At 26.0% G+C, this 12,375-nt stretch carries 12 protein-coding genes; 11 read left to right on the top strand and 1 reads right to left on the bottom strand.

All coding sequences use genetic code 11. From position 1 onward, the window contains the following. The first annotated feature begins 98 nt into the window (after nt 1–98). The 4 genes from Q1J78_RS04510 (at nt 99) to rbr (ending at nt 2,788) form a co-directional block, all read left to right on the top strand. Nucleotides 99–401, top strand: coding sequence for a hypothetical protein (locus Q1J78_RS04510; protein WP_300279293.1), 303 nt, complete (start codon nt 99–101; stop codon nt 399–401). Between the two features lie 302 nt (nt 402–703). Further along, nucleotides 704–1,477, top strand: coding sequence for a hypothetical protein (locus Q1J78_RS04505; protein ID WP_300279290.1), 774 nt, complete (start codon nt 704–706; stop codon nt 1,475–1,477). A 254-nt stretch (nt 1,478–1,731) separates the two neighbouring features. After that, the gene (locus tag Q1J78_RS04500) at nt 1,732–2,142 is read left to right on the top strand and encodes a universal stress protein (RefSeq protein ID WP_300279286.1); all 411 of its coding nucleotides are present in this window, start codon (nt 1,732–1,734) and stop codon (nt 2,140–2,142) included. A 106-nt stretch (nt 2,143–2,248) separates the two neighbouring features. Next, nucleotides 2,249–2,788 carry a rubrerythrin gene (rbr, locus tag Q1J78_RS04495; RefSeq protein ID WP_300279283.1) on the top strand — a complete coding sequence of 180 codons (540 nt, stop codon included), beginning with the start codon at nt 2,249–2,251 and terminating at the stop codon, nt 2,786–2,788. 104 nt (nt 2,789–2,892) lie between these two features. Here the strand turns inward: rbr and Q1J78_RS04490 are convergent, their stop codons facing one another. Beyond that, nucleotides 2,893–4,008 carry a DEAD/DEAH box helicase gene (locus Q1J78_RS04490; protein WP_300279280.1) on the bottom strand — a complete coding sequence of 372 codons (1,116 nt, stop codon included), beginning with the start codon at nt 4,006–4,008 and terminating at the stop codon, nt 2,893–2,895. Nucleotides 4,009–4,303: 295 nt separating this feature from the next. On the opposite strand from Q1J78_RS04490, the gene nifV reads away from it, so the two are divergent. The 7 genes from nifV to Q1J78_RS04455 all read left to right on the top strand — a co-directional run. Then, a complete protein-coding gene (nifV, locus tag Q1J78_RS04485) occupies nt 4,304–5,461 on the top strand; it encodes a homocitrate synthase (protein WP_300279277.1) in 1,158 nt (385 codons plus the stop codon). A 61-nt stretch (nt 5,462–5,522) separates the two neighbouring features. Beyond that, nucleotides 5,523–7,448, top strand: a complete 1,926-nt coding sequence (locus tag Q1J78_RS04480) for an aconitate hydratase (RefSeq protein WP_300279274.1) — start codon at nt 5,523–5,525, stop codon at nt 7,446–7,448. A gap of 22 nt (nt 7,449–7,470) precedes the next feature. Continuing rightward, a complete protein-coding gene (locus Q1J78_RS04475) occupies nt 7,471–8,463 on the top strand; it encodes an isocitrate/isopropylmalate dehydrogenase family protein (RefSeq protein WP_300279271.1) in 993 nt (330 codons plus the stop codon). A 288-nt stretch (nt 8,464–8,751) separates the two neighbouring features. Further along, nucleotides 8,752–9,273 carry a nitroreductase family protein gene (locus Q1J78_RS04470; RefSeq protein ID WP_300279268.1) on the top strand — a complete coding sequence of 174 codons (522 nt, stop codon included), beginning with the start codon at nt 8,752–8,754 and terminating at the stop codon, nt 9,271–9,273. A gap of 182 nt (nt 9,274–9,455) precedes the next feature. Beyond that, nucleotides 9,456–10,313: a hypothetical protein gene (locus Q1J78_RS04465; RefSeq protein WP_300279265.1), complete on the top strand. Its 858-nt coding sequence runs from the start codon at nt 9,456–9,458 to the stop codon at nt 10,311–10,313. A 29-nt stretch (nt 10,314–10,342) separates the two neighbouring features. Next, nucleotides 10,343–11,572 carry a glycosyltransferase family 4 protein gene (locus Q1J78_RS04460; RefSeq protein WP_300279262.1) on the top strand — a complete coding sequence of 410 codons (1,230 nt, stop codon included), beginning with the start codon at nt 10,343–10,345 and terminating at the stop codon, nt 11,570–11,572. 126 nt (nt 11,573–11,698) lie between these two features. Next, on the top strand, nt 11,699–12,375 hold a 677-nt coding region (locus Q1J78_RS04455; RefSeq protein WP_300279259.1), incomplete at its 3' end, for a macro domain-containing protein.

Genomic DNA, 12,375 nt, shown 5'->3' with positions numbered 1-12,375 from the left:
ATCTTTTTTACTTTTTATTGTAGATAAAATGTTTATGTACTAATTTTTAGGGTATTAAATAAAAAGAAACGGAATTTAAATAATAGGGAGAAATTAATATGATACAACTAATATTAGTAGTAATTATATGTGCAATAGGATATTCATTTATAAGAACTAAGAATGAATTAAAAAAGAAACAAGAAAAAATTGATTCTATAAATGCAAAGAAAGATGCAGCTATAGAAAAAATTGGTATAAAAGAGAAAATATCAGCACAAGATAAAGAAGAAAATGTATATATTTTATCTGAAGATAACAAAGTATTCATATTTAAATCTAAAGAAGATAAAATACATAAAATAGAAGGAATAAAGTCTATTGATTCCAAAAGAAGATATGCAACTGTAAAATCTGGCTGATCGACATGTTCTCAACTACAGGATGTAGTCTTAAAAATTGAATTAATTGATGGAGAATATTTATCAGAATTTGATTCTTATGAAGTAAATAATGTTGAAAAATTTGAAGAATTAGTTCAAGAAATATTGATTTAAAAAACTAAAATAAGTGTTTGGTTAAGAAAGTACTATTATAAAATATTTTAAAATATTATTATAATAGTACTTTTTCTATGTGACAGTAGATAAATGTTTTTTATTGTTGCTATATTTTTTAGGTGTTATAATGAAAATAGAAAATACAAACAAGAAGAGGTATAAATATGAAAATAGCATTAGATGAAGTAGAATCACTTTTAAATATAATAGAAAAAATAAAAATAAATGAAAATAGAAAGTTAATTAAAGTTGGAGCAGGTATAAAGATAATTTATAAAGGATATAAAAAAAATAATAAAGATAAAGTATTTTTAGAAGATGGAAGAGTTGATTTATTTGTAATATACAAAGAAAATGGAGAAGAGTATCTAACAAAATTAACTCAAAAAGTAGGATATAACACAATAAAATACACAAATAGTGCCTTTAAAATAGAAGATTTATATGATGAAACCATAGAAATAAAAGATATTGAAAAATGGAATATGAACAGACAAATTAAAGAATTTGTAGAAGAATTTAGAGAAAAATATTTTATGAGTAAAATAAGATATTTTACAGATGAAAAGAGTATAAAAGAAATATCTTTAGATATATCTAAATTAAAAGAAATGGTTATGTTTAGCAGATATACTAGTGAAGATATGACAAAGTTAGAGTATATGATAAATTATATGTACTATATTGAAAAGGAATATGGAAATATAAAAGTAGATGATATACAAAAATATAAGATTGAAGAATTTGAAGAAATAGATTTTATTGGATGGCTTATAAAATCTCAGGAAATGGGCAATTATTTAAAATGGAGAAGTGAAAAAACGCCACTAGAAGGTTGTATAATTCAAGTTGATGAAGGTAAAATAAATCCAACCTTATTTGAAAAGATGTTGAAAAATGAAAATTTAAGAGAAATAAATATAAAATTCAAAAGATAAAATAAAAAATAATTAGATAAAATTCGCTTAAATAAATTTTTGTAGGGTATTAATATATTAACAATAAAATTTAATATTAAAATATAAAGAAAAAATTATTTTTATAGTGATTAATTATATCAATTATATAGATATCTTGCAAAAAAATAAAATTAGTGTTATTATTGTAATAATAAAAGAATTTTTAGTAAATTTAGTAAATTTAGAAAGCTTAACTCTGAATTTTATTGAATTTATCGAAAGGAAGATGTGTTATGACTAAAAGAAAAATATTAGTACCAATTGATGGAACTGAAAGAAGTATGCACTCTCTAGAGTTTATAAAAGGTATCTTTGATAAAGATTCTGTTTCAATTGAAATAATGAATGTTAAAGAGCTAGTATTTATAGATGGGATATCACTATCTGAAGAAATTAAAAATTCAGAAATGTTAGGTAGAAAAATTCTAGATAAAGCTGAAGAAATAATGGAAGGATATGATGTAAATGTATACTTTACATTCGGATATCCTGGTGATGAAATAATAAGAAAAGCTAAAGAAGATGATATAGATATAATCGTTATGACTAAATCAACTAAAAAAGGATTAACTAGAATGATTGGTTCTGTTACAGCAAGTGTTGTTAAACAGGCTAAATGTATAGTTATGATAGTTCCAGAATAAGGGTTATATAATAAATTTTAATAAAGTATATAAACCCCATATTTTAATATGGGGTTTATTAATATAATAAATAATTAATTAATAAAATAAATTAGGAGGTTTTACAATGGAATTAAAAGGAAGTAAAACAGAACAAAATTTATGGACTGCTTTTGCAGGTGAATCACAGGCTAGAAATAAATATGACTATTTTGCATCAAAAGCAAAAAAAGAAGGATATAATGAAATAGGTGCATTATTTGCAGAAACTGCAGGAAATGAAAAAGAACATGCTAAAATATGGTTTAAATTATTAAATGGAATAAATTCAACAGAAGAAAATTTAAAAGCTGCTGCAGAAGGTGAAAATTATGAATGGACTGATATGTATGCAGGATTTGCTAAAGTAGCAAGAGAAGAAGGTTTTGATCATATAGCATTCTTATTTGAATCTGTAGCAAAAATAGAAAAAGAACATGAAGAAAGATATCGTACTTTACTAAGTAATTGTGAAAATAAAAGTATATTTGAAAAAGACTCAGAAGTTACAGCTTGGGTATGTACTAACTGTGGACATATACATTTTGGTAAAAAAGCTCCAGAACTATGTCCTGTTTGTGAACATCCAAGAGGATACTTCAAAGTTAAAGATGAATCTTATAAATAAATTCAAAATAAATAATGATGATAAAAAAGCATTGCAAATGAATTGCAATGCTTTTTTTATAATCTCAATTTAAAAATTTTATAATATCAATTTGATGATATTGATTAAATTTCAGTATCATCGAATCTAATATCAATATTAAATCCTAGTTTTTCTTCAACATCATCTAAAATATTTTTATTTTTATCAGTGACGAAAGCACAAGTGTCGCCATCTTCTCCAGCACGACCTGTTCTTCCTATTCTATGAATATAGTCTTCTGAAGTTTCAGGGAAATCGTAATTATATATATGTGTGACACCAGTAATATCAAGACCTCTTGAAGCAACATCTGTCGCAATGAGATATTGTATTTTCATATCTCTAAAGTTTTTCATAATTCTTTCTCGTTTTGATTGAGATATATCACTATGAATTTTAGCACAGTTATATCCTTTTGATGCCATATCTTCTTCTAATTTATCAGCTCTTCTTTTAGTTCTGCAAAATACAATTGCCATAAAAGGATTATCTTCATCCAAAACTTTACAAAAACTATCAAATTTTCTTCTATCAGTTGTCAATACTACAGATTGCTTTATTTTTTCAAGTGTAACTTCTTGACTTTTTATTTCTATAAAGCAAGGTTCATTAGTATATCTATAAGCTAGTTTTTTAACTTGAGAATCCATAGTTGCAGAAAAGAATAGAGATTGTCTTTTTTTATTAGTTTCTTTTAATATTGCATCTATTTCATTTTTAAATCCCATAAGTAACATCTGATCGGCTTCATCTAAAATAAATATATCCAAATCTTTTAAGTTTATAGTTTTTCTATCCAAATGATCTAAAAGTCTTCCTGGTGTAGCTATAATAAGATGAATATTATTTTTTAATTTATTTGCTTGAGATTTAATATCTTTTCCACCATAGGCAGAAAGTATATTTATACCTAAAGGTTGTGCTAATTTTTCAGCTTCATTGTATATTTGAAGTGCCAATTCTCTAGTAGGAGTTAGTATTAATGCAGAAACACTTTTTTTATTTATATTTATTTTTTCTAAAGTTGGTATCAAAAAAGCTAAAGTTTTTCCAGTACCAGTTTGAGATTGTGCAATTACATCTCTTCCTTCTTTTATAACACCTATACATTCACTTTGTATAGGTGTAGGTTTAGTTATACCATATTTTTTTAAAATATCTATTGTTTTTTCATTTATATTTAAATCTTTAAAGTTCATAAGAATAATCCTTTCTGTTTTCAATCATAAATTTGAATTTTATCCATATATATAATTTAACATAAAGTATATAAAAAATGAAATGAATTATTGAAAAAATGCAAAAAGGTATTGATTTATTTTTGATTAGGAGATATTATATACACAACAGATAAATGCAAGATATAAAAAATATCTTGCATAATTTTTAAAAATGAGAAAAAAGAATAAATACAAATAAAAAAATCATAACTAAAGATAAAATTTTAGAGAAACTAAAAAAATTATATAAGTCAAATTTTAGGAGGTAAGTAAAATGTGTGTAATTGATAAGTTGAAAAATAGAGAAATAAAGATAGTTGATACAACACTTAGAGATGGCGAACAAACAGCTGGAGTTGTTTTTGCAAATAGTGAAAAGATAATGATTGCACAGATGTTAAGTGATTTAGGGATAGATCAACTTGAAGTAGGAATACCTGCTATGGGTGGAGATGAAAAAGATGCAATTAAAAAAATTTGCAAGAAAAATTTAAAATCAAGCATAATGGCTTGGAATAGAGCTGTCATATCAGATATAGAACAGTCTATAGATTGTGGAGTAGATGCTGTAGCAATTTCTATTTCAGTTTCAGATATACACATTCAAAATAAACTTAGAACTTCTAGAGAATGGGTTATAGAAAATATGGTTAAGTCTGTTGAATATGCAAAAAGAAATGGTTTATATGTATCTATAAATGGAGAAGATGCTTCAAGAGCAGATGATGATTTTTTAATAGATTTTATAAAGGCAGGTAAAAAAGCAGGTGCAGATAGATTTAGATTTTGCGATACAGTAGGCGTTATGGATCCATTTACAATAAGAAAAAAGATAGAAAGAATTTATAAAGAAACTAATTTTGATATAGAAATGCATACTCATAATGATTTTGGAATGGCTACAGCAAATGCAATAGCAGGTGCTATTGGTGGAGCAAGTCATATAGGAGTTACAGTAAATGGACTTGGAGAAAGAGCAGGAAATGCAGCGTTAGAAGAAGTTTTAATGGCTTTAAAACATGTTTGTAAATTTGATATGGATATAGATACAAAAAAATTTAAAGAACTATCAGAATATGTATCAAATGCATCAGGAAGAGAATTACCAGCTTGGAAGGCTATAGTTGGAAATAATATGTTTAAACATGAATCTGGAATACATGCAGATGGAGCATTAAAAAATCCTAAAAATTATGAAGCATTTGAACCAGAGGAAGTTGGTTTACAAAGACAGATAGTTATAGGAAAACATTCAGGAAAAGCTGCTATAATAAATAAATTCTTAGAATACGATATAGAATTATCATCTGAAATGGCGACAAAAGTTTTAGAAGAAATAAGATCAGTATCAGTAAGAATGAAAAGATCATTATTTGATAAAGAAATAGTAGGTATATATTATGATTTATTATCAGATGATGAAAATGAATAAAATATAAAAGAATGTGATAATTATATTTTTCTTGTAAATAAAAAATTAAGAAGGTGAAAAAATGGGAGAAAATCTAGTATATAAAATACTTAGAAGACATATTGTAAATGGAGAATTAAAATCAGGAAATACAATAAATATAAAAATAGATAATACACTTACTCAAGATTCAACAGGTACAATGGCATATCTTCAATTAGAAGCTATGGGTATAAAAAAAGTTAAAACAGAAAAGAGTATAGCATTTATAGACCACAATATGCTTCAACAAGGCTTTGAAAATGCAGATGATCATAGGTATATTCAGACAGTAGCAGATAAATATGGTGTATATTTTTCAAAACCAGGAAATGGAATATGCCATCAAGTATATTTAGAAAGATTTTCAAAACCAGGAAATACATTATTGGGTTCAGATAGTCATACTCCAACAGCAGGTGGAGTTGGGATGATTGCAATTGGAGCAGGAGGACTTGATGTATCACTTGCTATGGCTGGAAAATCATATAGCATAAAAGTACCAGAAGTTATAAAAGTTAACTTAATTGGAAAATTAAATAAAATGGTTTCATCTAAAGATATTATACTAGAGCTATTAAAAAGAGAAACAGTAAAAGGTGGAGTAGGAAAAGTATATGAGTATTCAGGAGAAGGATTAAAATATCTTTCAGTGCCACAAAGAGCAACTATAACTAATATGGGAGCAGAACTTGGAGCGACAACATCTATATTTCCAAGTGATGAAAAGACATTAGAATTTTTTAAAGCACAAAAAAGAGAAGATGAATGGAAAGAATTAAAAGCAGATGAAGATGCAGTATATGATAGAGTAATAAATATAGATTTAAATAATTTAATTCCATTGGCAGCCAAACCGCATAGTCCGGATAATGTAGATTCAATTGAAAACATAGGAAATATAAAAATAAACCAAGTTGCAATAGGAAGTTGTACAAATTCATCATATGAAGACTTAATGAAAGTAGCTCAGATTTTAAAAGGGAAAAAAGTTAATAAAGATGTAAGTTTAGTAATAGCTCCTGGTTCTCGTCAAGTTATGGAAATGTTAGCTAGAAATGGTGCTTTAGGAGATATAATTTCTTCAGGTGCTAGAATACTTGAAAATTCTTGTGGACCATGTATAGGAATGGGACAATCTCCTGGAACTGATGCTATATCACTTAGAACATTTAATAGAAACTTTTATGGAAGAAGTGGTACATTATCGGCAAATATATATTTAGTAAGTCCAGAAACAGCAGCAGTTAGTGCTATAACGGGAGTACTTACTGACCCTAGAAAAATGGAAATAGAATTTGAAAATCTATCTGTAGATAAATTTATAATAGATGATAGTATGATTATAAAACCATCAGAAGATGGTGAAAATGTTGAGGTTGAAAGAGGACCAAATATAAAACCGTTCCCTTTAAATGTAGAATTAAAAAATGAAATAGTTGGAAAAGTAGTTCTTAAAGTAGGTGACAATATAACTACAGATCATATTATGCCATCAAATGCTAAATTACTACCATATAGAAGTAATATACCTTATCTTTCTAAATTCTGCTTTAGTACAATAGATAAAGATTTTGCAGAAAGAGTAGAGGAAAATGATGGTGGATTTATAGTTGGAGGAGATAATTATGGTCAAGGATCTAGTAGAGAGCATGCTGCACTTGCACCATTATATTTAGGAATAAAAGGAATAATAGCAAAAAGTTTTGCGAGAATACATAAAGCTAATTTAATTAACAGTGGAATACTTCCTATGATATTTTGTAATATAGATGATTATAACAAGATAGAACAAATGGATGAATTAAAAATAGAAAATGCTATAAATTCAGTTGAAAAAAGAAGAATAACTATAAAAAATATAACAAAAGATTTTTCATTTGATGTGGATTTAGATTTAACAGATACAGACGTAGAAATAATAAAAGACGGTGGAAAATTAAACCATACAAAAAAATATATCGACTAAAATAAAAACAGGAAGTGAAGATATGTATAAAATAACGTTGATACCAGGTGATGGAATAGGTCCAGAAATAACAAAAGCTATGAAGAAAGTTATAAAAAAAACTGGTGTTGAAATAGAATGGGAAGAAGTAAAAGCAGGTATGGAAGTAATAGATGAGTACAATACTCCATTACCTAATTATGTAATAGATAGTATAAAGAAAAATAAAATTGCTATAAAAGGACCGATAACAACACCAGTAGGTAAAGGATTTAGAAGTGTAAATGTAGCACTTAGAAAAAAATTAGATCTTTATGCAAATGTAAGGCCAGTAAAAAGTTTTAAAGGAATAAAAAATAGGTATGAAGATGTAGATTTAGTTATTATAAGAGAAAATACAGAAGGTTGCTATAGTGGAATAGAGCATAAAATAGGAGATTACGGAGCAGAAACTATAAAAATAATAACAAGACCTGCATGTGAAAGAATAGTAGATTTTGCAATAGACTATGCAAAACAAAATAATAGAAAAAGAATAACTGGAGTTCATAAAGCCAATATAATGAAATTAACAGATGGTTTATTTTTGGATATATATAAAGATAGAGTTGAAAATACTGAATTTGAAACAGATGATTTGATAGTAGATGCAGCTGCGATGAATTTAGTTTTAAATCCAGAAAAATATGATGTTATGGTAATGCCCAATCTTTATGGTGATATACTTTCTGATTTATGTTCAGGCCTTGTAGGTGGACTTGGGTTAATACCAAGTGCAAATATAGGTGAAAATTATGCTATATTTGAAGCTGTTCATGGAAGTGCACCTCAAATAGCAGGGAAAAATATTGCAAATCCAACAGCAATAATTCAGTCAGCAGTTATGATGCTTAGATATATAAATGAAAATGAATCAGCAGATAAAATTGAAAAAGCTATAGAAATAGTATTAAAAAATGGGAATGTCCTTACAGCTGATTTAGGAGGAAATTCTTCTACTGATGAATTTTCAGATGAAATATGCAAATATATTTAAAAATTTGTAAAAAATATTAATATTTATACTATATGAAATAAATAAAAGTGGACTGTTATATATAGAATAGTTCACTTTTTATTTGCATATATATAAAATATATATAGAAAAATTTAATAGAAAAACAATATAATATAATACAAGTATAAATAAAATTAAATAAACAGCTTGTTATTTTTTTAATTTAATGTAAATTTATAAAAAATATATAAATTTTTTAAAATTAAAGTATAATATAAGTATACTTATTTAAGTAATTATAAATATAAAATGAAAGGGGTATTTGTTATGATAGATTTTATAAAAACTAGAAGAAGTTGTAGAAAATATTCTGATTTACCAATACCAGGAGATAAATTAAAAAAAATTTTAAAAGCAGGACTTTTAGCTCCATCAGGAAGAAGTAAAAAACCTTGGGAATTTATAGTTACTACTGATTCTGAAAAATTAAATAAACTTTCAAACTGTAGAACAAGTGGAGGTGGATTCTTCTTAAAAGATACACCAGCAGCTATAGTTATAGCTACAGATCCAGAAAAGACAGATGTATGGACAGAAGATTGTTCTATAGCGGCATCATATATGCAACTAGAAGCTCATAGTTTAGGGCTATCAAGTTGTTGGGTACAAGTTAGAAATAGACAGCATGATGAAAATAAAACAGCAGAAGAATATATAAGAGAAGTAATGGAGATACCATCTGAATATAAAGTTCAATGTATATTAGGAATTGGATATCCAGATGAAGAAAAAGACTCCTACACAGATAAAGATATAGATTGGACAAAGGTACATACTGAAAAATTTTAATAAATTAGTTAGTATAATATTATAAAAATATTTTTAAAAAAAGAACCTACAATTGGGTTCTTTTTATTTTTTTATAAAAATTAGATATAAAAAATAACAAAATCCAATAATTGTAGTAAAATAAAAAAGGAAACTATAATAATGTTTCTATCAAAGGTTTAAAAATATAAGGAGGTTTATTTATGGGGCTAAAGATAAAAAATTATAGCCTTCTATGTAATCAAGGAACAGCAAAGTATAATGAAGATGCAATTGGAATAACTCCATTTGGATTATGGGTACTAGATGGAGCAACAGGACTTAATGGGAAAAATATTGTATCAGATGAAAGTGATGCTAGATGGTATTCTCAATGGTGGAATAATTTTTTATATAAAAATATAAGTAGCGAAAATTCTTTAAAAGAAATTGTATTAGATGGTATAAGAAAAATAAAAAAAGAATATAAATATTTATTAGATGGTAGAAAAGTAGAAAAATTAGATTTGCCCTCTAGTTCAATAGCAATATTAAAATTTAGAGATAATGCTATCGAATATTTCCTTTTAGGAGATTGTTCTTTTTTCTATAATGATGGAGAAAGAAAAATTATAAAAGATAGAAGTATATGTAATTTAGATGATAATGTTTATAAAGAATGGATGAAAATTTCCAATTTAGAGGAGTTTACATTTAACGATATAAAAGATTCAGTTATGGATATAATTATAGAAAACCGAATGAAAAAAAATACTAAAGATGGATATTGGATATTAGACTTTGATGAAGAAGCTGTAAAAAATTCACTTTATGGACAAATAGAAGTAAATAATGAAATAAAGATAATGTTGGCTAGTGATGGATTTACTTGTGCATCTGATAGATATGGAATTTTGAAAGAAGATGAACTTATCTATGTTGCCGAAAAAATGGGAATAGAATATATAGCAGGTCAAATTAGAGAATTTGAAGAAGATGATTATAAAGCTATAAAAATGCCTAGATTTAAAGTTATGGATGATTTATCAGCAGTGTATGTTGAACTTTATAATAATAGATAAAATACTTTAAAATATAGAAAGGATATAAGATGAGAATATTACACATAACAACCCAAAAACCTAATAGTACAGGAAGTGGAATATATATGTGTGGAATGATAAATGGTTTTGAAAAGCTCGGATATGAACAATCAGTAATAGCTGGAGTTGATATAGATGATGATATAAAAACAATAAAAGATTCTTTAGGAAATGTAAAATTTTATCCAGTTATATACAATACAAATGAATTAAATTTTAATGTAGTTGGAATGAGTGATTCTATGCCGTATAAGAGTACTAGATATAGAGATTTAGATGAAAATATGGTAAAAAAATTAAAATTGTCATTCTTAAATCAGATAGAAAAAGCTATAAAAGAATATAAGATAGATACTATAATATGTCATCATTTATATTTGCTTACTGCATTTGTTAGAGAAGTTATAAAAGATAAAAATATAAAAGTGTTGGCGGTATGTCATGGGACTTGCTTAAGACAATTAAAAACAATACCACTTGAAAGAGAATATATAAAAGAAAATATAAAAAAATTAGATAAAATTTTTGCATTACACGAAGAACAAAGAAAGGATATAATATCTACTTTTGGTATAGAATCAGATAAAGTATATGTAATTGGAAGTGGATATAATGATTCTATATTTAAAAATATAGAATACACTAAAAAAGAAAATTATATAAGCTTAATATTTGCAGGTAAAATATGTAAATCAAAAGGACTTTTATCATTTATAAATTGCTTAGACAGATTAAATTATAAAAAAGATTTATTAAAAATTAAACTAGCAGGTACAGGAAGTGATGAAAAGTCATATAATGAAATAGTTGATAGAGCAAAAAAAAGTAAATATGATATATTATTTTTAGGAAAATTAGACCAAAAAAAATTAAGTGAAGAATTTAATAAAGCAGATATATTTGTATTACCATCTTTTTATGAAGGTCTTCCTGTTGTAATATTAGAAGCTATGGCCTGTGGAACAGATGTTATAACTACAGATATTCCAGGCGTTAGAGAGTGGATTGGAGAAAAAATAAATAAATCGGGAAAAATTGAATATGTTTCTTTACCGAATATGCAATCAGTAGGAATACCAAAAGAAGAGGATTTAAATGATTTTGAAGATAGATTATCAAAAACGATAGAAAAAATGATAAATAAAAATTTAGATAAAAAAAATCACAAAAGAGAAATAGATATGTCCGAAAAAACTTGGGATGGATTAGCAAAAAGAATGGAAGATATGATAAATTAAGATAAATATTAAAGTGAATATCAAAAAATAGGATAACGTTAACAAATAAAATGTTAATATTGTTAAATATATGGTACAATTGAAATAAGAAAAAAACTGACTTATATCAGATTGGAGTGATGAGTTATGAAATGGAAAGATTATGCTGAGGATATTAAATTATTTGAAAAATTAGATAAGACAATAAAGCCTTTAACAGTGGAGCAACAAAATAAAAATATAAAAACTTTAATTGCCTATTTTTCAACAGATGTACCAGCAAAAGTCTATAGCTCAAAGGAAGATTTAGAACCAATAGAAAAATTAAAAGCATTATTAGCAGCTTATCCTGTAAAGAAAATAAATCCGGAAATATTATCAATGCTTGAAAATATATTACTTTTAGAAAATGATATAGAAAATGTAGTTGATGGAAAAAGTTTGGAAGAAGTAGAAGAAAAAATAGCTGTATGGAAAGGTGATATAACAAAAATAAAAGTAGATGCTATTGTAAATGATGCAAATAGTACATTACTTGGAAATAGACAGCCATTCCATAAAGGTGTAGATAGTAAAATACATGCATCAGCAGGTCCAAGGCTAAGAGAAGATTGTAATACAATAATAGAAAAACAAGGGCATATTGAATATGCAGGAGATGCAAAAATAACAAGAGCATATTGTTTACCTTCAAAATATGTTGTACATACTGTAGGACCTGTAGTATTAAATGGAAATCCAAGTAAGGAGCATGAAAAACAATTACTTCATTGTTATAAATCAGTATTAAATACTATAAAAGATATAGAAGATATAAAAACAAT

Origin of the sequence: Peptacetobacter sp. (assembly GCF_029264495.1) — a bacterium.
Lineage (GTDB): Bacteria > Bacillota > Clostridia > Peptostreptococcales > Peptostreptococcaceae > Peptacetobacter.
This window is presented reverse-complemented; position numbering and strand designations above follow the sequence as displayed.

What these genes read in the sequence shown, in the direction of transcription:
- nifV (WP_300279277.1), top strand. Translation starts at nt 4,304, where the DNA reads ATGTGTGTAATTGATAAGTTGAAAAATAGAGAAATAAAGATAGTTGAT.
- Q1J78_RS04500 (WP_300279286.1), top strand. Translation starts at nt 1,732, where the DNA reads ATGACTAAAAGAAAAATATTAGTACCAATTGATGGAACTGAAAGAAGT.
- Q1J78_RS04490 (WP_300279280.1), bottom strand. Translation starts at nt 4,008, where the DNA reads ATGAACTTTAAAGATTTAAATATAAATGAAAAAACAATAGATATTTTA.
- Q1J78_RS04510 (WP_300279293.1), top strand. Translation starts at nt 99, where the DNA reads ATGATACAACTAATATTAGTAGTAATTATATGTGCAATAGGATATTCA.
- Q1J78_RS04470 (WP_300279268.1), top strand. Translation starts at nt 8,752, where the DNA reads ATGATAGATTTTATAAAAACTAGAAGAAGTTGTAGAAAATATTCTGAT.
- rbr (WP_300279283.1), top strand. Translation starts at nt 2,249, where the DNA reads ATGGAATTAAAAGGAAGTAAAACAGAACAAAATTTATGGACTGCTTTT.
- Q1J78_RS04475 (WP_300279271.1), top strand. Translation starts at nt 7,471, where the DNA reads ATGTATAAAATAACGTTGATACCAGGTGATGGAATAGGTCCAGAAATA.
- Q1J78_RS04505 (WP_300279290.1), top strand. Translation starts at nt 704, where the DNA reads ATGAAAATAGCATTAGATGAAGTAGAATCACTTTTAAATATAATAGAA.
- Q1J78_RS04460 (WP_300279262.1), top strand. Translation starts at nt 10,343, where the DNA reads ATGAGAATATTACACATAACAACCCAAAAACCTAATAGTACAGGAAGT.
- Q1J78_RS04465 (WP_300279265.1), top strand. Translation starts at nt 9,456, where the DNA reads ATGGGGCTAAAGATAAAAAATTATAGCCTTCTATGTAATCAAGGAACA.
- Q1J78_RS04480 (WP_300279274.1), top strand. Translation starts at nt 5,523, where the DNA reads ATGGGAGAAAATCTAGTATATAAAATACTTAGAAGACATATTGTAAAT.